Origin of the sequence: Methanoculleus taiwanensis (genome assembly GCF_004102725.1) — an archaeon.
GTDB lineage: Archaea > Halobacteriota > Methanomicrobia > Methanomicrobiales > Methanoculleaceae > Methanoculleus_A > Methanoculleus_A taiwanensis.
The window spans coordinates 199,765-221,192 of record NZ_LHQS01000003.1; the positions used below are offsets into that span (position 1 = coordinate 199,765).

At 56.6% G+C, this 21,428-nt stretch carries 20 protein-coding genes and 1 tRNA gene; 10 read left to right on the plus strand and 11 right to left on the minus strand.

The window, feature by feature from the left end; translation table 11 throughout:
- Window positions 1-55 precede the first annotated feature (55 nt).
- Window positions 56-250: a rubredoxin gene (locus tag ABH15_RS11540; RefSeq protein ID WP_338323537.1), complete on the plus strand. Its 195-nt coding sequence runs from the start codon at window positions 56-58 to the stop codon at window positions 248-250.
- A 25-nt stretch (window positions 251-275) separates the two neighbouring features.
- Here ABH15_RS11540 and ABH15_RS11545 read toward each other — a convergent pair whose 3' ends face one another.
- Complete coding sequence (locus ABH15_RS11545) at window positions 276-713, minus strand: GNAT family N-acetyltransferase (RefSeq protein ID WP_128694538.1); 438 nt, start codon at window positions 711-713, stop codon at window positions 276-278.
- A gap of 90 nt (window positions 714-803) precedes the next feature.
- Here ABH15_RS11545 and ABH15_RS11550 point away from each other — a divergent pair, with 90 nt between their 5' ends.
- From ABH15_RS11550 to ABH15_RS11580, 7 genes are all read left to right on the plus strand, one after another.
- Entirely contained in the window at window positions 804-1,439 is a 636-nt protein-coding gene (locus tag ABH15_RS11550; RefSeq protein ID WP_128694539.1) for a hypothetical protein, read from the plus strand.
- 183 nt (window positions 1,440-1,622) lie between these two features.
- Window positions 1,623-2,978 carry a PAS domain-containing sensor histidine kinase gene (locus tag ABH15_RS14030; RefSeq protein ID WP_241648102.1) on the plus strand — a complete coding sequence of 452 codons (1,356 nt, stop codon included), beginning with the start codon at window positions 1,623-1,625 and terminating at the stop codon, window positions 2,976-2,978.
- Window positions 2,979-3,438: 460 nt separating this feature from the next.
- Window positions 3,439-4,563, plus strand: a complete 1,125-nt coding sequence (locus ABH15_RS11560) for a chloride channel protein (RefSeq protein WP_128694541.1) — start codon at window positions 3,439-3,441, stop codon at window positions 4,561-4,563.
- A gap of 372 nt (window positions 4,564-4,935) precedes the next feature.
- Window positions 4,936-5,940 (plus strand): radical SAM protein, encoded by a 1,005-nt coding sequence (locus ABH15_RS11565; protein WP_128694542.1) that lies wholly within the window; start codon window positions 4,936-4,938, stop codon window positions 5,938-5,940.
- A 272-nt stretch (window positions 5,941-6,212) separates the two neighbouring features.
- Complete coding sequence (locus tag ABH15_RS11570; RefSeq protein WP_128694543.1) at window positions 6,213-7,415, plus strand: aldo/keto reductase; 1,203 nt, start codon at window positions 6,213-6,215, stop codon at window positions 7,413-7,415.
- Between the two features lie 9 nt (window positions 7,416-7,424).
- Window positions 7,425-7,721: a TetR/AcrR family transcriptional regulator gene (locus ABH15_RS14160; RefSeq protein ID WP_128694799.1), complete on the plus strand. Its 297-nt coding sequence runs from the start codon at window positions 7,425-7,427 to the stop codon at window positions 7,719-7,721.
- On the plus strand, window positions 7,682-7,894 hold the full coding sequence (locus ABH15_RS11580) for a hypothetical protein (RefSeq protein ID WP_128694544.1): 213 nt from the start codon (window positions 7,682-7,684) through the stop codon (window positions 7,892-7,894). Before ABH15_RS14160 ends, ABH15_RS11580 begins: the two co-directional genes overlap by 40 nt.
- Here ABH15_RS11580 and ABH15_RS11585 read toward each other — a convergent pair.
- Together ABH15_RS11585 and ABH15_RS14115 are read right to left on the minus strand one after the other, a co-directional pair.
- Window positions 7,875-8,150, minus strand: coding sequence for a hypothetical protein (locus ABH15_RS11585; protein ID WP_128694545.1), 276 nt, complete (start codon window positions 8,148-8,150; stop codon window positions 7,875-7,877). The two genes, ABH15_RS11580 and ABH15_RS11585, sit on opposite strands and share 20 nt — an antisense overlap.
- Before the next feature lie 94 nt (window positions 8,151-8,244).
- Window positions 8,245-9,243, minus strand: coding sequence for a protein-S-isoprenylcysteine O-methyltransferase (locus ABH15_RS14115; protein ID WP_128694546.1), 999 nt, complete (start codon window positions 9,241-9,243; stop codon window positions 8,245-8,247).
- Between the two features lie 220 nt (window positions 9,244-9,463).
- On the opposite strand from ABH15_RS14115, the gene ABH15_RS11595 reads away from it, so the two are divergent.
- Window positions 9,464-12,727, plus strand: a complete 3,264-nt coding sequence (locus tag ABH15_RS11595; RefSeq protein ID WP_128694547.1) for a PAS domain S-box protein — start codon at window positions 9,464-9,466, stop codon at window positions 12,725-12,727.
- Here ABH15_RS11595 and ABH15_RS11600 read toward each other — a convergent pair.
- The gene (locus ABH15_RS11600; protein ID WP_128694548.1) at window positions 12,701-12,955 is read right to left on the minus strand and encodes a hypothetical protein; all 255 of its coding nucleotides are present in this window, start codon (window positions 12,953-12,955) and stop codon (window positions 12,701-12,703) included. The genes ABH15_RS11595 and ABH15_RS11600 overlap by 27 nt on opposite strands.
- 444 nt (window positions 12,956-13,399) lie before the next feature.
- Between ABH15_RS11600 and ABH15_RS11605 the strand changes: the two genes are divergently transcribed.
- Window positions 13,400-13,885, plus strand: a complete 486-nt coding sequence (locus ABH15_RS11605; RefSeq protein ID WP_164913746.1) for a PEGA domain-containing protein — start codon at window positions 13,400-13,402, stop codon at window positions 13,883-13,885.
- A gap of 570 nt (window positions 13,886-14,455) precedes the next feature.
- Here the strand turns inward: ABH15_RS11605 and ABH15_RS11610 are convergent.
- From ABH15_RS11610 to ABH15_RS11640, 7 genes are all read right to left on the minus strand, one after another.
- On the minus strand, window positions 14,456-14,875 hold the full coding sequence (locus tag ABH15_RS11610) for a HEPN domain-containing protein (RefSeq protein WP_128694550.1): 420 nt from the start codon (window positions 14,873-14,875) through the stop codon (window positions 14,456-14,458).
- Window positions 14,872-15,417 (minus strand): nucleotidyltransferase domain-containing protein, encoded by a 546-nt coding sequence (locus ABH15_RS11615; protein ID WP_128694551.1) that lies wholly within the window; start codon window positions 15,415-15,417, stop codon window positions 14,872-14,874. The genes ABH15_RS11610 and ABH15_RS11615 overlap by 4 nt, the downstream gene beginning before the upstream one ends.
- A 255-nt stretch (window positions 15,418-15,672) precedes the next feature.
- Window positions 15,673-16,602: a hypothetical protein gene (locus ABH15_RS11620; protein WP_128694552.1), complete on the minus strand. Its 930-nt coding sequence runs from the start codon at window positions 16,600-16,602 to the stop codon at window positions 15,673-15,675.
- A gap of 412 nt (window positions 16,603-17,014) precedes the next feature.
- Window positions 17,015-18,049 (minus strand): DUF1848 domain-containing protein, encoded by a 1,035-nt coding sequence (locus ABH15_RS11625; RefSeq protein WP_241648104.1) that lies wholly within the window; start codon window positions 18,047-18,049, stop codon window positions 17,015-17,017.
- Window positions 18,050-18,118: 69 nt separating this feature from the next.
- Complete coding sequence (locus ABH15_RS11630; protein ID WP_128694554.1) at window positions 18,119-19,357, minus strand: hypothetical protein; 1,239 nt, start codon at window positions 19,355-19,357, stop codon at window positions 18,119-18,121.
- Window positions 19,358-19,593: 236 nt separating this feature from the next.
- Window positions 19,594-19,678 (minus strand) — tRNA-Leu (locus ABH15_RS11635).
- Between the two features lie 45 nt (window positions 19,679-19,723).
- Window positions 19,724-21,409, minus strand: a complete 1,686-nt coding sequence (locus ABH15_RS11640) for an AMP-binding protein (RefSeq protein WP_128694555.1) — start codon at window positions 21,407-21,409, stop codon at window positions 19,724-19,726.
- Window positions 21,410-21,428 lie beyond the last annotated feature (19 nt).

Consider the following 21,428-nt stretch of genomic DNA (forward strand, 5'->3'; position numbering starts at 1 on the left):
CACCCCTCGCCACACCCCTCACCTATTTATCCCTGCGGCGGGTAATCCTCTCCCGATGACCATGGCTATGTACCAGTGCTCCATCTGCGGGCACATCTATGATCCGAAGAAGGGCGAGCCGTCCGAGACGATACCGGCAGGAACCGCTTTTGAGGACCTGCCCAACACCTGGCGCTGTCCGGTCTGCCTTGCGGAGAAGGACAAGTTCGTCACATACGAGATTCCGACATTCAGCAGGCTCTCGAAATAAGGAACTGACACCCGGGCGAAGGCCGTTACAGGGAGATGACAAAACCCGTCTTGACCCCCCGCGAAAAGCCGGCGTTCTCGTAGAACCGGAGAGTGCCTTCATCCTTCGCCCCCGTCAGGAGCATCACCTTGTAGCAGTCCCGCTCCCGTGCAATACGGATCGCCTCGTGCAGCACCTCTGTCCCGTAGCCCCTGCGCCGGTACCCGGGGTGCGTGATGACGTTCTCGATCAGTCCATATGGTCGGAATCCCCGCGTGAGGTTCTTAATGACGGCGAGGGTGCACGACGAGACCGGCATGCCGTCTTCTTCGTGAACGATGCAGAAGAGGTTTGGGTCGTCGCATATCTCACGCCAGAGCGACTCCAGGCGGGCGGCATCGGTGCAGACCGGATCTTCCGGGTGCAGAATCCGGTACAGCCGGAGCAGGCCGTCCAGTTCGTCGAAGCGGATAAGTCGGGCCATCAGGTATCAGTATTCTTCCGGCGAGCGATAAAGAGCAAGGTTTTGATGTACTCTTCCCCCGGCACGGGGAAGAAGAGATGATCAGGACCTTTGCACCGCCTGCTCCACCGCATACCCGATCCCGACGGCGATGATCGGGATCATGAGGTAGCGAAGGCCGATCTCTGCCATATAGGTGCCGGCATCCATCCCGGAAAGCGGCAGGAGGACGGCGGCGTCGAGCACCCAGTTGATCAGGAGCCATGTGCCGCCGAGGAGCGCCCCTTCCCGCTCAACAATATCCAGGACCTGCCTGTCCTGAGGCCGCCGCCGGAGCAGGGATACCACCTCGTCGATCTGAGCCGGCAGATTCCGCTGAAAGAGGGCGGCGAGTTCGTCATCGCGCTCGGGTTTGCAGCACAGGACTATGCGGCGGATATCGCAGAACCGCTCGTCTACGTCGCTTCCGACACATCACAGGCCAACGAGACCTACCGAACACCGTCAGGGCCGGCGGACGGGAGGTGCGGGTGGAAAGACTGCGCAGCCCTGCATAACGGAAGCATCTTTTACGTGCAGGGTTTCACGGCTGCGCCAAGGCAGCATGCACCACTTTTTGCCCCGATCACCGGTGCCGCCTTATCCTGGCAGAGAGCGTTGCGGGGTATCGGCCGGTCGCACCATTCACCAAAAACCCGGCATGTGTATACCTGCACTCCCGAGGAAGGCTTATCATATCGCGGGTGAGAATGCGATCGCGCAGCGGTCCGGGAACCGTCCTCCGGTTCCTGCCCCGATATGCAGAACGGGGTCTGCAGGAGAGATTACCGCGAGAGCGGACATGACAGGTGCTGCGCTGCACGAAACCCCCGTATACCGACGGCATCCGGATATGCAGGGACGACTGCACGACTCTGGCGAGGGGCACGCATGAAGAGAGAGTTCCGGCCATATAACCTTTATCTCACGCTCGGAAAGGTGGGAGTGTTCACATTCGCCCTGATGAGTATCTATCAGGCCATCAAGGATTACCTCTATCCCGATATCAGCCTCGCGGACTCGCATATTCATACCATTATCTTCACCACCGTGCTGGCCACGACCGCCGCATACTTCGCCCTTCGCAAACAGCAGACCCTCCTCACAATGCTGGTAGCCGAAACAAACGAGCGGCAAGAGACGGAAGAAGCCCTGCGGAAGAGCGAGGAGAAGTTCCGCTCCATCGTAGAGATGGCAAACGAGGGCATCCTGCAGGTTGACAAACGCCATGTGATCACCTACATCAATCAGAGAATGGCCGACATGCTCGGCTATTCGGCCCCGGAGATGCTCGGACAGCCGGTAACCAATCTTCTTTTTACGGAGGATCTCGAGAGCCACCGGAGCCGGATGACGCAGAGAGAGCAGGGTCTTGACGACAGATATGAATGCCGCCTCAGACACAGGGACGGCAGCGACCGGTGGGTCATGGTCTCTGCAACTGCTCAGAAGGACGGGGAGAGCAGGTTTGCCGGATCCTTTGCCATGTTCACCGATATCACCGAGAGGAAGCAGACCGAGGAGGCGCTCCAGCGCCATACGGAAGACCTTGCCCGACTCCACCGGCAGCTCGGCTCGGCGAACCGCGAGGCGAACCTCTACCTCGATATCCTCACCCACGACATTCGCAACACCGAGAACGTCTCGAACCTCTATACCGACCTCTTGATCGAGACCCTTGATGGGGATGCACGGACACACACGGAGAAACTGCAGCGAAGTATCCGGAAAAGCATTGAAATCCTGGGAAACGTATCCACGATCCGGCGGATTCATCAGCCATCGGGCGGGCACAAGCGCATGGATCTGGATGAGGTTATCCGCGAAGAGATCGCGCAATTCCACAGGAGCATCATCCATTGTGATGCGACCCGGTGCCAGGTTCTGGCCGACGACCTCCTCTCGGAAGTCTTTGCAAACCTGATCGGCAATGCCGTCAAGTTCGGCGGCCCCGACGTCGAAGTTGTTATCCGGACGGAAGAAAAAGACGGGTTCGTCCGGATCTCGGTCGAGGATACCGGCCCCGGGATCCCTGACGCGGATAAGCAGGCGGTCTTCCACCGGTACGAACAGCAGAAACGGGGCGTCGGTGAAGGACTCGGCCTCTACCTCGTGCAGGTGCTCATCGAGCGCTACGGCGGTACCATATGGGCGGAGGATCGGGTACCGGGTCATCCGGAGGCAGGGGCGGCGTTCCGGTTCACACTCCGGACGGTCGCCCACGGCAGCCCGGGAAAAGGCGTTTGAACAGACTGTATTCGGTCGGTTTTCAGGCATTCATCCCGGTGGCAGGCGTCCTCTCTTTTACATCAGCACCATGCCCGGTATGCTCTTCCTGCACAGGATGACACGTTCGTCATCGTGGCCGGCTTTGCGGCGGTCGATCATCCTCGATCTGTCGAACGATTCGGTGCGGCACTCTTCCGGATCCCATGGTGCCGGGCATCTTTATCACCGTGCAGGCGATGGACAATCCGCCGGCCTCTCCGTTGAACCCACCCTCATCGGCGCCATCTCTGCCATGTTCCAGGAGCCCCTGATCACCCGGTTTCCAGCAAAGCCACCATTTACTCTACCTCGTCATTCATCCCCGCTGCTGTCACCGAATCGCTTTCGCGGTTGACATATATACCTGCCCGATCAAAGAGGGGATTGTGATAAGCCCCTGCGACAGAACCGGAGCAGGCCGCCCGGAGGCGGGTCTATCGTGAGGAGATCAGACGACTCCACCGGCCGCGAATCTCTCCGCTTCATCCTCATCGCCGCCCTGATTGCTCTCGCAGCTGCCGGAGGAATGGTGGTCTTTCTCGAGGTGCAGAGTGCCGCGGAGGCTCTGATATGGCCGGAATCTCCTCCCATCCCTTTTTTTGCCCTGCTCCTCACAACCGCCGGCGGCCTCCTCGTGGGGCTCTGCCTGCACCACTTCGGCGATCACGTGCTGCTGCTCCAGCAGAGCCTCGCAGCATTCCGGAAGACCGGCCGTTTCGAGCCCCGGCACCTCCCCGCCGGACTGCTTGCCATTTATCTCTCACTGATCTTCGGGGCGAGTCTCGGGCCTGAGGTGGCGGCCATCGATATGGGCGGGAGCACGGGCACCCTGGCTGGCGATCGGCTGCAGAGCCGGGTGCGGACGCTCTCGATCGCCGGTATCATCGGTGCCCTGGCCGGGTTTGCTATCTACCTCCAGATCACCAAGACCGCAGGCGGCGCCCTGTATCCGCTTCCCCCGATGGGGGAGTTTCTCCCGCTCTACCTGCTCTACGCCGCGGTTCTCGGCCTCGCCGGTGCTGCGGCGGGCGTCCTCTTCGTCGCCGCCTACCACTTCTTCAGCCGCCTGCTCTCGCCTCTCGCCGGGCGGCACCTGATCCTGGGGGTGGCCGGGGGCGTGGGACTCGGCATCGCCGGGACAATCTTCCCACTCGTCCTCTTTTCCGGCCAGAACGAGTTTAAGACTGTCCTCGAGACGGGAGCGGCCGCCGGTGCCGTCGTGCTGCTGCTGCTCGCCGCGGCGAAGATCTTCGCCAGCACCTGGTGCATGGCAACGCTCTTCAAGGGCGGGCCGATCTTTCCCCTGATCTTTGCGGGGGGCACGCTCGGACTCGCCGTAAACGCCCTCTTTCCAGCCGTTCCGCTCGCTGTCGCCGTCCCCGCCGTCATGGCAGGGATGATCGTCTGCGTGCTGAAGATGCCGGCCGCGGTGATCCCTATCGTGGCGGTGATCTTCCTGCAGTGGGAGATCCTGATCGTCGTCGCCATCGCCGCCCTGGCCGGGTACTACGCCACCCGGAGCGTCATGATGTTTCCTCCCGAGGGCGAAGGAGCGGGAAAATAAGCAGGATAAGGAATGTCGAAAAACGGCATCCGGTCAAGCGTGCTGAGAGAGCGTTCCGGAGAAAGAGGGCACGGCGTAGATCGAACGCTCACGAAACGGTTCCCGGCACCCTGATCAAAAAAGACGGTGGGGGTTCTGCCCCGCCCCGATCATGCAACAACGGGCGTATCCCGAACATCACCCGGAACCTTCATGTGAAAGATCTTGAGATATAGGCAGGTCTCCTTCTCGAAAATGTATTTTTCCACTTGATTGAGAATGTTCTCGAATACGGAAGCAACGAGAAGACGGTAAAGTGGATCACGCCGGGGCTCCGGGTGAGCCGGATCTCCGGAGATAAAACATATCGGCTTTCATGAGAATACCGGGGTGATGAGGCTGGACTACCTCAGGGAACTGGAGCACTGCAACTTGTGCGAGTGGCGGTGCGGTGTCAACCGACTGGACGGGGAGCGGGGGGTCTGCGGGATCGGCATCCCCGAGGTCGCCGCCGCGATGCTCCATCCGGCACCGCCGGCGAGCTACACGATCTTCCTTGCCGGCTGCAACTTCCGGTGCCTCAATTGCCAGAACTGGGAGATCGCGCACTATCCCGACACCCATGAGACCGTCAGGGGGTTCGTGGATCCTGGGAGCATGGCAGAAGAAGCCCTGGCCGCCATCCGGTCGCTGAGGGGGAGGCTGATCGGTGCCGACCGGATATTCTTCAGCGGGGGATCACCCGACCCCTCGCTTCCTTTCGTGGAAGAGGTGGTGAGGGAGGCAAGGAGGCGGGACAGCGGGGTGAAGGTCAACTACGATACCAACGGCTTTGCGACCGAAGCATCCCTCGCACGGGTGCTCGCGATTTCCACCTCGATAACCTACGATATCAAGGCATACCACGACGACGTCCACCGGGCGTTGACCGGCGCTCCCGTCGCTCCGGTACTGAGAAATGCTGCTGAAATCGCACGGAATGCCCCGGAAAAACTCTGGGAGTTCCGGTTCCTCGTCATCCCGGGTATAACGGTGAACGAAGTTGCACCGGTAGCAGCGTTCATTGCGGATATCGACGATGAGCTCCCCTTCAACCTCCTTGCATTCCGCCCGAACTTCGTCCTCGAGCGCCACCCTCCCGCCATCCAGTACCTGATGGAGGAGGCGGTGCGGGAGGCACGGTCGACCGGTCTCGTGGACGTCAGGGTGCACGGGTACCCGGCGGTTGCCGGTGAGCGCCCAAAAGAGCGTGCATCGCCCGTGAGGGAAAGGGGAGGCGAACTTGCCCGGAGCATTGCAAAACGTGCCGGATGCCCCGCCGATTTCCGCGACTGCGGAAGCTGCGGGTTGCGGCAGAGCTGCCCGATCAAGCGGTACCGGGCGCGGAGATCGGTGTAAGCGGGCGTATTGCAGGCGGATGCACAGAGAAGCAAGTGTATTACCATATGGCCTATCATAGGAATGATAATACTGACTGAATGGTCAGTCGATGCGCGGATGCGGCCGGGTATACCGGCCAGACCGGTGCGGGCTCACCCGATCATCGGCCAGGCGGAGGCATTCCCAGCCAAAGGGGAAGTATCCATCTCCCTTCTGCAGCGTTCGACGACCATCACCGTATTTCATCACGCAATCAGCTCCACCACTCAACCGTCAACGATGTGATGCCCGTGCAGTATAGAACAGTGCCCAAGAACGGCGATGAGCTCTCCGCCCTCGGCTTCGGCGCCATGCGCCTTCCGACGCGTTTCGGCCGGGTAGACGAAGCCCGTGCGATCCGGCAGATCCGGAGCGCCATCGACAGCGGCGTCAACTACCTCGACACCGCCTACCCCTACCACAACGGCGAGAGCGAGAAGATCCTTGGAAAGACACTCCGGGACGGCTACCGGGAACGGGTTAAGATCGCCGACAAGCTCCCCCACTGGGCGGTCAAAGCCCGGGAGGATATGGACCGGATCCTCGACCTCCAGCTCCGGCGGCTCGAGACGGACTGCATCGACTACTACCTGCTCCAGTCGCTCGACGCGAAGTCTTGGCAGAAACTCATCAAACTGGATGTCTTCGCGTTTCTGGAGGCGGCGCGGGACGCAGGAAAGATCGGGAACATCGGCTTTTCCTTCCACGGCGACCGCAAAACCTTCCGGGAGATCGTCGACGCCTACGACTGGACGTTCTGCCAGATCCAGTACAACTTCCTCGATGAGGAGAACCAGGCGGGGAGGGAGGGGCTCGAGTACGCCGCCGCAAAGAACATCGCCGTTATGATCATGGAGCCCCTGCGGGGCGGGATGCTCGCCGCAGGCCTCCCGAAAGACGTGCAGGCGATCTACGACGCCTCCGGGATCGCCCGGTCCCCGGCGGAGTGGGCGCTCCGGTGGATCTGGGATCACCCGGAGGTGACGGTCGTCCTCTCGGGCATGAACGACGAAGCACATATCGCGGAGAACATCCGGACCTGCGAAGATGCCCTGCCCGGGTCCCTGAGCGATGCCGAGCACGCCGTGGTCGATGCGGCGGCGGCATCCTACAAGAGCAGGATACGGGTTCCCTGCACGGGATGCGCCTACTGCATGCCCTGCCCGTTCGGCGTCAACATCCCGCAGTGCTTCCACTTCTACAACCAGTATTACATGGCCGGCAACCGGATGCTGACCAGAGGGTTCTACATCGCCCAAGTAATCGGTTTCGACGATCACCCTGCAAACGCCGCCTTCTGCAGGAACTGCGGCAGGTGCGTCGCGGCGTGCCCCCAGGGGATTGCGATCCCTGAAGAACTGCAGAAGGTCTCACGTGACCTCGACGGCTGGCAGACAAAGCTCATGAAACCGCTTGTAAAGATGATGATGACGCGGCAACAAAAGGAGGAGTGATGCGAGAGTCTGCCCCACAAGGAGACGACCCGGGACAAACTCCTCCGCGCAGCGCTGTACCTCTTCACCACGCAGGGGTTTCACGCCACCCCGACGGCGCAGATCAGCCGTGAGGCGGGGGTTTCCACCAGGATCCTGTTTCGCCACTTCAGGGACAAGGAAACCCTGGTAAACGAGATCTACCTCTCCATCAAAAAGGAGATGGCGGTGACGATCCGGCCCTTCCTGCCAGGGAGCGGATCACAAACGCCCTTCGGACATTTATCATGTGGGGGCTCGCCCACCCGGAGGAACGGGCGTTTCTAAACCTCTTCTACCACTCCCCGAACATCTGCGAAGAGGTGAAGGAGCAGGCCTATGCAGACTTCGTGTGGATGGGGGAGCTGTATGCCGGGGCGGCGAAGGCGGGCATCGTCGTCGACCTCCCCCTCCCCCTCGTCTCCGCTATCGTGCTGCGGGTCACAGGTGCCCGGGGATGACGACGGACGAGAGCATCGACGCAGGGCTCCGGGTGCTGTGGGAGGGCATCGGGGCGTAGGCGTCTTTCCGAGTATCAACAATATTTTTTGGACACCGGCGGAACCGCGACGGCCCGATTAAGGATCGCCTCCCCGGCCCGGGGATCGTATGGCGGAGGCTCAGGTCCGTCTGACGTCCGGGGTCGTCTTTCGGGTGCAGGAGTTCGCAGAGCGTGTACCCGTCCGGTGAGACATTGACGCCGCAGGTGGTTGGCACCGTGCGCGTGCCGGATGGTGCCTTCAGCTGAGCGGCGTCGCATGGAATAAAATTGGAGAAAAATCCCGGTCTTCGCCGGGACGACCGGTGACGACTATTTTTGCGAAAAGAACGAGATATTGGGCACGAGAATACCCGTCCGGTCCCGATAGGTCCGGTACTCGTCACCGAACTCCTCGAGCATCATCGCCTCCTCCCGGGGGATGCGGACGACACAGAACAGCGCCCATACAGCGATGCCGTAGATGCCGACAAGCCAGTTTGCGGTGAGAAAGAGCTGGCCTGCCATCATGAGGGTGAAGGCGGTGTACGTCGGGTGGCGGACAAAGCGGTAGGGGCCGGAGGTGACGAGCCGGTGGTTCTCCTTGAGCTCCACGCCCATGGACCAGTCTCCCCCGAGTTCGCGGAGTATCAGCAGCATGAGGACGAGAGCAGCGAGATAGACGGCGCCCCCTGCGATGCGGAGCGCGTCGGGCATCGGGACGGAGAAGGGCGCCAGGATCGGTGTGAGCGAGTAGAGGAGCGGGAGGGCGGCCATCCCGATGGTCGTAAGCAGGAGAAGCATACGGTCCACTGTGCTGCCCATATTCACCACCGTCTCCCGGGTATAAGATTTGTATACATAGGGTGCCCTGACAAACAAAAAGAGAATCAGGAGCCCGAGAAAAACGGACTGATAAATGGATTCTTCCATGTGGAGAGAGGTTCCTCGATGACCGGCATAAAGGTTCCCGGGATACGGGAGGGAGGCGATTGGATGAGCAGGAGTGGGGCGGGGTTTGGTCGAGGGGCTCGGCAGCCGGATCCGCCCCATGATCGTGCCGGAAGGGAACCGGGGATGACCAAGGACGAGATAGTCGACGAGGGGCTCGGCGTGCTGCAGCACGGGACCGGGGCGAAGATGCAGAATGAATCCTTCGGTGAGAGAAAAACGCAAACGGCGATGCTCCATACCGGACGTTCGGTTCCGCAACCCAGGAATGCGGGGCGTGGTTCTCCCCCGGCGGTCAGACCATTTTTGACAGCCGGGCATTTTTGGCAGGCTCGCGCTGCTTTTCCGGGCACCGGCGGGGGCTGTATGGCCGACAGGCATTCAGAGAGGTCGAGTCAGGTTCTCATGTAGCCGGCTCATGAGCATCCGGTGACCGGTACAAACCCTTATATTTCCATGAACAGATGTCCCACCGTTACTTGATCGGCTGTGATTTCGAAACGTGGGAGAGGACTCTCCATTTCTTTCAGCCAGCCGTTGGAATGCGGTATGAAGACGGGCACACCCGGGTTCTGATCGAACGCCGTGGAGAGGAAGGCACATGAGCACGCAATCCCCATCCGATGCAATTCTGATCATCGACGACGACCCTGCCAGATCGGGAACGCTCGCCGGGTACCTGACAGGTCATGGTTTTAAAGTGCTGGTGGCCGGTAACGACGAGGCAGGGATCCGGATAGCCAGGGACGCTCATCCCGCCCTCATCTTGCTGGACGTGTCGATGCCGGACATGGACGGTTTTGAGACGTGCCGCCGGTTGAAAGCAGACGAAACCACGCGGGACATCCCGGTGATCTGTATAATCCCCCGGACCGCGACGGAGGAGGAGAAAAAGACGGGATTTCACGCAGGGGCGGCGGACTATGTCACGAGGCCTTTTCAGCACGAGGAGGTTCTGGCACGCGTTACCACCCATCTGCGCCTGCGGAGTATGATACGCGAGCTTCGGGAGGCGGACGCCCGTCTGCGTGTACTGATCGACAAACTGCCTATCGAGTTCTGGGCCCTGGACAGCAGCCTGCGCTATACTATGCAGAATGCGGTCAGCCGTGCGCACTTCGGCGACGTAGTTGGCAGGCGGATCGAAGACCTGGGACTGCCACCGAAGGTTGCGGCCCTGTGGCTTGAGCAGGACGAGAGGGTGCTGCGGGGCGAAGTCCTCCGCGGGGAATACGAACGGACGCTGGCAGGCGAAAAAAGGGCGTACGAAAATCTAGTGGCTCCGGTCAGTGTTGATGGAACCGTCGTCGGCATTGTCGGTGTGGCACTGGACGTGACCGACTGTAAGCGGGCGGAGGAGGCGAGGGAGAGCGCTCTTGCAGAACTCCGGGAGCTGGAAACGATCATCAACCGGAGTCCGGCCGTTGTGTTTCTGTGGCGTGCGGTAGAGGGGTGGCCGGTCGAGTACGTATCCGGCAACGTCACCCAGTTCGGCTATACGCCGGCCGACTTCATGTCGGGCCGCATTCTCTACGCCCGGATCATCCACCCCGACGACCACGAACGGGTGGCAGCGGAGGTTTCCCGCTACAGCCGCGAAGGACGCGACAAGTTCGTTCAGGAGTACCGCATCATCACGGCATCCGGCGAAGTTCTCTGGCTTGACGATCGGACCTGGATCCGCCGTGATCCGGACGGAACCATCACCCACTACCAGGGGATCGTGATCGACATCACAGAGCGCAGGCGGGCGGAGGAGGCACTGCAAAAAGCCCGAGACGAGCTGGAACACCGGGTAGCAGAGCGTACCGCCGAGCTGGCCCGGGCCAACCGTATGCTCAACATCCTCAGCGCGTGCAACCAGGCCGTCGTACGGGCCACGGAAGAGCCCGCACTTCTGCGGGAGATCTGCCGTATCATCGTCGATGTGGGCGACTACCCCCTGGTATGGATCGGTTTTGCCGAAGAGGACGCCGCCCGGACGGTGTGCCCGGTAGCCCAGTCGGGTTTTGAGGACGGATATCTGGATACCGCCGAGATTACCTGGGCCGACACCGAGCGAGGCCGTGGGCCGACCAGCACGGCGATTCGTTCAGGCAGGCCCAGCATTGCCAGGGACGTCAGGACCGATCCCAACTTCGCTCCCTGGCGGGAAGAAGCGATCCGGCGCGGCTATGCGTCGTCCATCGCGCTGCCCCTGCAGGGCGAAGGCCGGGTCTTCGGCGCGCTGAACATCTATGCCGCAGCACCGGATGCCTTCCACGCCGAAGAAGTACGCCTGCTTGAGGAACTGACCGGCGATCTGGCGTTCGGCATCACGTCTCTGCGGGAACGAACCGAGCGCAGGCGGGCGGAAAAAGCGCTCCGGGAGAGCGAAGTGCGCTACCGGTCCCTCGTCGAGCTCATGCCGGATGCCGTCATCGTGCATCAGGACGGCACCATCGTCTACGTGAATCCTGCCGGCGTCCGGATTGGAGGCGGAAAGAGTCCCGAAGACTTCGTGGGCAAACCGGTTTACCTGTTCGTTCACCCCGATTACCGTGATCACGTCGCCGGGCAGATCCGCCAGATGCACCAGGAAGGCAGAGGTACCCCGCCATTCGAAGAGAGGCTCCTGACCGTCGACGGGCGGCCAATCGACGTTGAAATCACCGCAGCCCCCATACACTACCAGGGCCTGCCTTCGACGCTGGTTGTTTTCCGCGACATTACCGAGCGCAAGCAGGCGGAGGATGAGTTAAGAAAAACTCATCGCCGCCTTGAGAGTACTTTGAAATTTATCGAGACGGTCTTTTCAGCCGTTCCCATCCCCTTTTTTTATAAAGATAGGGACGGCCGCTATATCAGAGTAAACGATGCATTTGCCGACGTCATGGGTTTCACCCCCGATTATTATAAGGGAAAGACCGTGATGGAACTCTGGCCCGGTGAATTGGCGGAAATGTACCACAAAAAAGACCTGGAGCTGATGGAGAATCCCGAAAAACAGATCTATGAGTTCCATGTACGGGATAAGAACGGAGTGATCCGTCCGGTCATTTATGGTAAAAATGTCTTTTATGATGAAAACGGACAGATTGCAGGGATTGTAGGAGCTTTTCAGGACATCACCGAGCGCAAGCAGGCCGAGGATGCGCTCCATCGCCACGCCAGAGACCTCGCCCGGCTTCACCAGAAGCTGCAGATCGCAAACAGGGAGGCGAACCTCTACCTCGACATCCTCACCCACGACATCGGCAATACCGAGAACGTCTCGAACCTCTACGCCGACCTGCTCATCGGCTCTCTGGAGGGAGAAGCGGTCGGGTATGTGAAGAAACTTCAGCGCAGCATACAGAAGAGCATTGAGATCCTGCGCACCGTCTCCACCATCCGCCGGATCCACCGGGAATCCCCGGAGCTCAAGCCGATGGATCTCGATGCGGTCATCCGGAAGGTTACCGAGGACTTCCCGGGTAGCACCATCCACTACGAAGGGGCGCACCAACCAATCATGGCCGATGATCTCCTCTCTGTTGTCTTCACCAACCTTATCGGCAACGCCGTGAAGTTCGGCGGCCCCGGTGTCGAGATCGCAGTCCGCGTCGACGAACGGGATGGCGAGGTGCTGGTCTCGGTCGAGGATACCGGTCAGGGCGTCCCGGACGACGAGAAGTATGCGATCTTCCACCGTTACGAGCAGCAGAAACGGGGCGTCGGCGAAGGGCTCGGCCTGTATCTCGTGCAGATCCTCATCGAACGTTACGACGGGAAGGTCTGGGTCGACGACCGGGTGCCGGGCCACCCGGAGGAGGGGGCGGCGTTCCGGCTCACGCTGCGGAGTGCCCCGGACCGGCCGTCACGACCGGGAGAAGGCGGGACCTGACGGGGGCGAACCCGGCACGGCGGATCGCTCCATGCTCTCCTGCACCCATCGCCTTCCCGGACCTGCGACGAGCGGCACGATGAAGAGTGCCGCGATGCCAGCAACCCCGCACCACCACTCAGGAACCGCCGGGTACGCGATGATCCGCAGGCCGATGTAGAAGAGAAAGATGACGAAGGATACCGCCGATACGGCCACGTACTGCAGCGACCGCTCGTGCGGGGTCACGATTGTAGCAGGGTTGCAGCACGTTATGCCACAATTCTCGAGATTTTTGGCGCCCGGTTTTCCTGTCGACCATCGGGGTGACTCTATCGAGAGTTCACGTACAGCATCCGGGAGATCATAAGCACATTCGGCAGGAGAGGCACTCACAGACCCCGTGCTGTGTGCCCCCTCATTCTGCTGTTGTGCATAAAAGATACGGACTTTCCTGTCCATCGGTGAATGTATGCCCATTTTTTCACAAATGATAAATACCTTACAGGGAACAGAGTTCTCTATTGGAAGTGTTCATTAGCCGTTACATGTCCGGGGCCTTACCGTTATCGCAGATCGCCATTCTTCGGGGTGCGCACTCCCGGAGGTGAAGGGCTGCAGACGGTTGCAGCGGCAGATACGCCCCGAATGCAGGATACAAACAGAGTATCACAAACGTATGGAGTGCTGTATATGCAGTTCAATCAAAACAATGCTGGCAGGATCCTTTCCGCCCTGCTCATTCTCCTGACCGCCGCAATTCTCATATCAGGCTGTACTGACATCCTTTTTGAGCCATCAGAGAGCGGAAGCGGTTCCCTGGCGGGAGCGTATTCCGACTACGGGTACATCCAGATCTGGACGTGCCCTTCAGGGGCGTCCGTCTATGTCAACGGAGAGTACCTGGGGGAGACAACCGACGTGGATGACCTGTTCGTTCAGGTCGGTTCCGGATCGCATAAACTGGAGATATATAAACAGGGATACGAGCCATACCTCGAATACCTGTATATCAGTCCCGGCGAGACCGTGGCCAGGGATATCTTCCTTGAGAACAACTATTACAACCCGTATCCCGATTCCGACCCGGTATGGACACCTGCCCCGACATGGACATGGGAGCCTGACCCGACTTATTCGGGCCCAGTGTACGTGGCACCCACCCGTCCCATATATTAACCTCTTTTCAGGTGATGCACAGGCGGCCTGGACAAACCAATTTTCTCTCCTCCGGAGAGCGCCGGGCAGGCTCGGTCGCCCAGGGCGGAGAGGCCGAAGCGAGCGATACCGGATCTCCTCGTTGGATGCTTCACCGTCATCGAGCTCGAAGAGTGCCGCTTGCGCTGCCTCGACGCTCCTCGGCAACTCGATGGCTGCGGGCGACCGCGAAATCGGGGAGCCGCGACCGGGTAACCGCAGGATGCGGTCGCCAAGAACCTTGAGATCTTCGGGGAGGGGGCAGACAACCCTCCCGGGCACCATTCTCATACTAACACCTTACAGCCCGCCCTCCGGTTTCGGCATCTTGGGGAGCGTGCAGTGAAGGTACCAGAAGAGAAGCCCGATACCAATACAAGCGTATCGGACGGTGCTCGAGGGGTTTATTGTGGGGAGGCCTGCGCAGCGGTCGGCCCGGGCTTGAGATCGGCATACATCGATCCGGTCGCGAGCGAGAAGAGAAGTGCTGCCGGGGTCGCCCATGCTTGAGCGGTGGAGGTGTGGGTTCTCTGCGGGGATGGTGCCGAGACCTTATCCTAACCGCCGTCGGGCAAGGTCGAAAGCCTGGCAGGCCAGCCGGGTGCAGAACGCCGCTTCCTCTTCGCAGACAAGCGATCCGCTGTACTGAACGTTGTGTCTGGCGATCCGCAGTTTGTCGAAAGCGTTCAGCAGATCTGCAACTTCAGGGTCGTCACCTGCCGCATACCGCACTGCAGTAACCAGACAGGCGTGGCTCCGTTCGACGTAGCCTGCGGCATACAGAAACGCCCGGACGCTATGGAACGCGCTGTTGTACGCAGCGAGGTGAGCCATCTCGTACTCTTCGATCACCACGTTCTTCTCCGCAGCCCGCAGGAACCGTGCCGCGGATTCGAGTGACCCGGGGACACGCTCCTGTGCCCCGGGAGCGGAGCGGATGAGACCCCTGTCGAGGCACTCCTTCCACCTCATAACAGAACTCCCCGGACGAGCACGTGATTCTTCAGAACGCTGGCAACGAACGGGTCGCCCTCCGCTTTCATCTGCTCCCACCGGTAGTAGGGGACTGCCGTCACCTGCACCTCGCGGCCGGTCTCCTGTTCCAGTGCCGATACCCGGCTCAGGTCGACCTGACTTCCGTCGCCGATGACCAGGATATCGATGTCGCTCTGCTCATCGAAGGTTCCTGCCGAAGTGCTTCCGTAGATCGCGACCGCGATGCTCCCGGGCGCGATCTCTTCGATTCCGGCCTCCGCGAGGAGAAGAACCATGCAGGCCCTTTTCAGTTCCCGGGCGACGAAGGAGTCGTTGTCAAGGGAGAGGAGTTTTGCTGTGCCGAGGCGGGTGACGGTGAGCAGTCCGTCCCGCTCGAAGGTATCGGCATACGACGTAACGCTCCCGGGGCTGACGCCTATCTCCCTGGCGAGCCGGTTGATGTGGATCTCGCCTGTGGGGTGAGTGAGGAACCAGGCGAGGATCCGAAACCCGACGAACTTCTGGAACTCCTTGATCATACAATATAATGAATGATCGTTCAGTGTATTAAACAGTTGCGGGGGTGGGGCGCCGGAGATGCGACGGATTCAGCTGGGCTTGCGGGCGTCCGAAAAATCGGTGTTCCGGGACCGGGTAGCTGCAGAGGTTGAGTATGCCTGAGCGGTCTGATGTCTCTATCGTTGGAATAACTGCCATCCTATCATACGGCACACTTCACTTGCACCGAGAATTTGCTACATCATCTTTCCTGCCTAGCATCATTTTAGCATAGTTTAATGGATCTTTCTGGCAACAAATGAATGGTATTTTACGGTTCGCTTTAAACTGAAATTGGATGCCAACTGGTGCCCTCTGTATATATCGGGAGCGATTTCTTTGGGTGCTCCAGTTGATGGACTCTTTATTACTTCCCCTTCAGGACTCGCTCTGATGTACCTGCAAATCCTGTTGAAACTCCCTCGTACGTCAATTATCTCAGATGGATTTGATAGCAGAGGAATATCAAACAAAGGTACATCAATCCCAATCAAAATCGAGCCCTCCTTAATTTTATCAAAAAATTGGCACATGAAATTAACGTACTGATCCACACTTTGGAAGGAATACATCAAATCTGTTGCGCAGTTTTGCATGACATGCACATCCGAATTTTGTAATAACTTCACTGCACTAGCGCTGCCAAAAATACTTCCAAGGTTTGAGGTCAGTGTATTGCCAGAAATAAAATATCCTTTCCAATAGTCCGGAACCATATGCTCATATGCGTACGCTCTGAAGTCTTCCCAATTATTATTGTCGACATAATGCGATCTAACCGACTTTACTGAAGGATACTTTTTACCAATAAACTTTAACAGCCCTAGTAACTCAGGTTCTGCTCCACCGCCATAGATAGATACATCTAAATTCGTTCTTCCCTTCCAACCTAGTTTATCTCCAACGGAATTCTGATTTTCCAACAAAAGTGGAGGGCGTATCGCAGTTAAGAGGACATCCTCAATAGGGTCTATATAGAGAGGATAGTATGCCATTAGGTATGCTGCCTGAAAGATAGGGTCACTATAAGCATAAGAAATAAAATCACTTGCAAAGAAGGTTCTCTGCACATATGCGATTTGGGAGCTCAAATCAGCAGTTAGTTGAGTATTGTATTCGAGGCCCAAGTAATTGATGACATGTCCATACGGATCATGCTGCTCCATGTAATCAAATACTAAGTACTACACTATAAACAGTAAGGTTTCCTCTTTCCATTTCAAAGATCTGCCTATGAGTGACGACTTATTGTGAATCTATTGGATTAGGATGATTTTTCAGAGGTGGATTACCCCCAAAACTTCACATGTGATGACCCATGCCGGGTCGAGCAAGACGTGGCAATGAGGTCCTTAGTACTCAAACCAAAAAGTCAATCTGATTAAGGTCCGTAAGAGGTTGGAAGCCGTATAATGGCGGCTCACTCCTAATGGTGTTCCAGATTGAGCCAAGACACCTAAATTAAAGCGATTCCATTTGGAACACCCAATCGATTGTTATAATGCGCCTGACCGTATTTCTTGTTGTAGGCGGCCCCTAGGAATCCGTGGCTACTCTCTTGGAAAAATGGGCAAGTTATTAAGAGTCCTTATTGAAACGGTTCAATGTGGGATTTTTTCTCGCTTTGGCAACAATTTTTTCAATCCATCTTTCATCGGCGTTTATTGTTGGAGATGATGGGTTTTCTTTATGCTTCGTAAAGTTATTCTCTACAGTCTTTTGTGAGTGATTTGCATAGCAGTACATACATTTATGCATACAGGTATTATACTGACCAATATCCTTACTTGCAATGCAACCACAATATTTTCGCTGTCCTGTATCCTTAACATTACTCGTCTTTAAGAACTCAATTAGCTTTAGATCATCTGGAAAGAGCCTCTTCATTAGACATCCATCAACACATTTGTTGTGCTCGATGCCCATGGCCCGCAGGTCGATAGATTCACAACATGTAGATACCGAAAGATTCCATTGCTGATTAAACACCATGATTCTATTAGCAATATCACAGATTTCATCACGGGTTAATTCACGATAATCAGAGAAACCCTCTCTATCTAAGTTGCCCTTTACCTTTTTGTAACAGTTAATATCAGCGAAACTGATGACTAACTTTTGAGTATATGGAGCAACTTCATCCCCTATACGCTTAATCTTTCCAGCTAGCTGATCTATAGTTAAGCTTGGTGAGAGTAATAAAGGATCAAATCTCCAAATGACTTTGTCTTTTCCAATTTTATCAGATAGTTCCTTGAATGTTTCAATCCTCTTCGCTAATGGTGGGACATTTGGTTCTAGTTTCTCTTCTTCGTAATCATTGAGCGTGAATTGGAAATAGTAATTAATTCCCATTCTGCTTATTTCACCTAAATATTTCATCAGTGGCCGGGGATTTTTTGTCCAAAAGACTATCATTCGAGTTTTTTGGAACGAAATAACTTGAGGCTCCTGATTAAATGGATTTATCCAGACAGTGTAGCCTTCTAATAGTCTCCGCATAAACCATTCTGGATAGAATGCTGGAATATCCGTTGATCTACTAGCAGAGATAACTTGTGGTGCTATCGCATCAATTTCAACCTCTTTTTCGAGTAAATTGTCGAAGTTCAACCGCAACTTAATAGTATCCCAACTTTTAAATGCCATTGTATCGTAGACCTTTCAGCATTATTGTCCATATTAACACTTTTTAGCAATACAGTAACTGAAACCGACCCTTTTTCGGGGTTCTTTTCGGGCTTCTCTGTACCACCCGTCTATTACGCTGTTAACTTCAGGATGCCTAATAACTTCTGGACTATACTCGTCTGCATTATACTTGACATCGAGAAGAACTATGTCATTCATTTCTAAGAGTTTCTTCTTTAATTTGAGGAGAATCTTAAAAGAGTCACCTTTCCCAATAAAATCATTAATGAGAATAATGCTACCAGGTTTCATTACTTCAATAAAGTTTAGAAAGATTGCTAAAACACTATCGACCCTTCTAGTTGCTTGAAATAGTTCCGTTGCACAATTTTGGAAGATATGAAGATTTGAATCCATTACGGGATTGAAAGACTTTAAATACTCAACCCTATCGCACTCAAGTAAATTAAAAGAACAGTGGTGAGGGTTAATACTGATTCCATCACAGTAATTTTGCGCTAGTTCTCCAATGCAAAAATCCCTCCACTTTTCCCATCCACCTCTCTCGAAAAAATAAGGATCGATAGTGGACACTTCCCCTCGGAAATGTCTGTTTATGTATGCGAGAAGTCCAAGAAAATCTGGAGCTGGACCACAACCGTAAAGGCTAACCATTAAGTGCCCTTCGAACACATCACGAAGTTGCTCAAGGTCAACGAAACTCAATGTTTGAAAGACGTTTTCTATATACGACGGGAAATAGCACAGCATATAGGCTGTTTGTATATCTAGATCATCATAATTAATATTAGAGAGATTTCCTTCGCGGTAACCTGAGATTAACTTAATCGCTGCCTTCCGATATACTTCAAGCTGGCTCCGAATATCTATACTACTCCCACTGATCGACAGATATCGGCATAGAGCTGAGTAGTAATCATGACGAGGCATATTGTTCGTGGAATCGCGCTCTTCAATAATTTGACTTATGGGTTTTTGTGCTGAATTATCAATGACAGCTTTAACGAGGCGTATCGGAGTAGAGTAGCTTGTTACCTCCTCACCGCAATAAACGTCCAAATATAGAGCTCCACCATTGGACGACAAATACATCGTTCCAATCTCCTCTCGCCTATTATTAAATATAGACTCCTCAAGCGAAGAGCCAGCTATAACCGCCCGTACACTATCAAGTGGAATGACTATCACTAAATTCTCAACATTGAGAATATCAATTTGGAGTTCAGTGGGACGTTTGTGGATCCAGCCGATATTACTGACGAACTTCATTTAACATTGGAATCACACTACAGCATATATACCTGTCGAAAAATAATTACCCTAGAATATCCTTTATCAGCGATTGAAAAATTTGCAGTCGCTTCGCGGCGGGCTCAGACCCATTATCTGGAGTACCTAAGTATCAGTCCAACTAAAAAGCACAGATTATCCAAACATAAGACGATTACTAACAGCCACTAATTTCGAACCTTACATGACAAAAGATATGCCACAAAAACCGAAAATGCGAGAGGCCGGATTCGAACCGGCGAACCCCTACGAGAATAGGCCCTGAACCTATCGCCTTTGACCTGGCTCGGCAACCCTCGCGCTCAATAGAGTTGTATCTTCAACAAAATAAAGGTGATTGTTCCTTCAGGAGGAACCGCTGGTACTATTGGAGTCTAAGAACCGCTTCATCTCCATCTCGCGCAGCTCGCTCCGGCGGATCTTGCCGGAGATGGTCTTCGGGAGCGACTCCACGAACTCGATCGAGCGGGGATACTTGTAGGGCGCCGTTGTCTTCTTCACGTGGCTCTGGATCTCCTTGATCAACGACTCGGACGGCCGGTAGCCCGGCTTTAACACGACGAACGCCTTGACGATCAGCCCGCGGATGACGTCGGGCGACCCGACGACCGCCGTCTCCTGCACGGCGGGATGCTCCATGAGCGCGCTCTCGACCTCGAATGGCCCTATCCGGTAGCCCGACGACTTGATCACGTCGTCGTCGCGGCCGATGAACCAGAAGTAGCCGTCGTCGTCCATGTAGGCCTTATCGCCCGTGTAGTAGTAACCGTTCTGGAAGACCTTCCGGTTCTCCTCGTCGTTGTGCAGGTACTCACGGAAGAGCCCGACGGGGCGCGGGTCGAGCTTGATCGCGATTCTGCCCTCTTTGTGCTTCCCGACGTCGTTGCCGTCCTCGTCGTGGAGCTCGATCTGCCACCCGGGCGAGGGGCGGCCCATCGACCCGAACTTCGGTTTCATCCCGGGGAAGGTGCCGATGCAGAGCACCGTTTCGGTCTGGCCGTAGCCCTCGTAGATAGTATTCCCGGTGCCCTCCTCCCACGCCCGGATGATCTCGGGGTTTAGGGGCTCGCCGGCGCTCACGCTGTGCCGGAGCTCCGAGAGATCGAACTTGTCGAGGTCGGCGAGGATCAGCATCCGGTAGATCGTCGGCGGGCAGCAGAACGTGGTGATCCCGTAGTTCTCGAGCAGCGGAAGGATCTCCGTGGCGTTGAACCTTCCGCGGATATCGTAGACGAAGACGCAGGCACCGATGATCCACTGGCCGTAGAACTTGCCCCACGCGCTCTTCGCCCAGCCCGTATCCGAGAGGGTGAAGTGGAGGTCGTTCGCTTTCAGGTCATGCCAGATCCCGGCGGTGACGATATGGCCGAGCGGGTAGCTGTGGGTATGGACGACCATCTTCGCCTCGCCGGTCGTGCCGGAGGTGAAGAAGATGACGAGCGGGTCGGTCGCCTTCGTCCGGTGCATGCCGGGGAGATTGACGAGCCGGTGGGAGACCGGAGCGGGGTAGTCGAGCTCGACGGGGTAGCTGACCCAGCCCTCGCGCTCGCTGTCGATCACGAGGCGCACGGTGAGCGAGGGGCACTCTTCCCGGATCGCCTCGATCTTATCGGCGTGCTCCTCGGAGGTGATGATCATCTTGATGTCGGCGGCCTGTATCCGGTACTTCAGGTCCTTCGGCGTCAGCATCGTCGGAGCAGGACAGTACACCGCCCCGATCTTGATCAGCGCGATCGTGAAGATCCACCACTCCGGGACGCGGGGGAGCATGATCATGACGCGGTCGCCCTTCTTGATCCCCTGCTTGATGCAGATGTTGACGGCCTGGTTCGAGCGGCGCATCAGGTCGTAGAAGGTGAACTTCTCCTCGTTGCCGTCCTGGTCGGTCCAGATCATCGCGAGCTTATTCCGGTCTTTCTTCGCCCACGCATCGACCACATCGAACCCGAAGTTGTAGTACTCGGGGACGTCGATCGAAAAATTCGCGTACCACTCGTCGTAACTCGCGGCACCCTGCTCATTCTCGCCCATAAAACGATCAATACCGTTT

Excerpts from the sequence above, each read along its gene's own strand:
- ABH15_RS11540 (WP_338323537.1), top strand. The coding sequence starts at position 56 with ATGACCATGGCTATGTACCAGTGCTCCATCTGCGGGCACATCTATGAT.
- ABH15_RS11545 (WP_128694538.1), bottom strand. The coding sequence starts at position 713 with ATGGCCCGACTTATCCGCTTCGACGAACTGGACGGCCTGCTCCGGCTG.
- ABH15_RS14030 (WP_241648102.1), top strand. The coding sequence starts at position 1,623 with ATGAAGAGAGAGTTCCGGCCATATAACCTTTATCTCACGCTCGGAAAG.
- ABH15_RS11565 (WP_128694542.1), top strand. The coding sequence starts at position 4,936 with ATGAGGCTGGACTACCTCAGGGAACTGGAGCACTGCAACTTGTGCGAG.
- ABH15_RS11580 (WP_128694544.1), top strand. The coding sequence starts at position 7,682 with ATGTGGGGGCTCGCCCACCCGGAGGAACGGGCGTTTCTAAACCTCTTC.
- ABH15_RS14115 (WP_128694546.1), bottom strand. The coding sequence starts at position 9,243 with ATGCCTGTCGGCCATACAGCCCCCGCCGGTGCCCGGAAAAGCAGCGCG.
- ABH15_RS11595 (WP_128694547.1), top strand. The coding sequence starts at position 9,464 with ATGAGCACGCAATCCCCATCCGATGCAATTCTGATCATCGACGACGAC.
- ABH15_RS11605 (WP_164913746.1), top strand. The coding sequence starts at position 13,400 with ATGCAGTTCAATCAAAACAATGCTGGCAGGATCCTTTCCGCCCTGCTC.
- ABH15_RS11610 (WP_128694550.1), bottom strand. The coding sequence starts at position 14,875 with ATGAGGTGGAAGGAGTGCCTCGACAGGGGTCTCATCCGCTCCGCTCCC.
- ABH15_RS11615 (WP_128694551.1), bottom strand. The coding sequence starts at position 15,417 with ATGATCAAGGAGTTCCAGAAGTTCGTCGGGTTTCGGATCCTCGCCTGG.
- ABH15_RS11620 (WP_128694552.1), bottom strand. The coding sequence starts at position 16,602 with ATGGAGCAGCATGATCCGTATGGACATGTCATCAATTACTTGGGCCTC.
- ABH15_RS11630 (WP_128694554.1), bottom strand. The coding sequence starts at position 19,357 with ATGAAGTTCGTCAGTAATATCGGCTGGATCCACAAACGTCCCACTGAA.
- ABH15_RS11640 (WP_128694555.1), bottom strand. The coding sequence starts at position 21,409 with ATGGGCGAGAATGAGCAGGGTGCCGCGAGTTACGACGAGTGGTACGCG.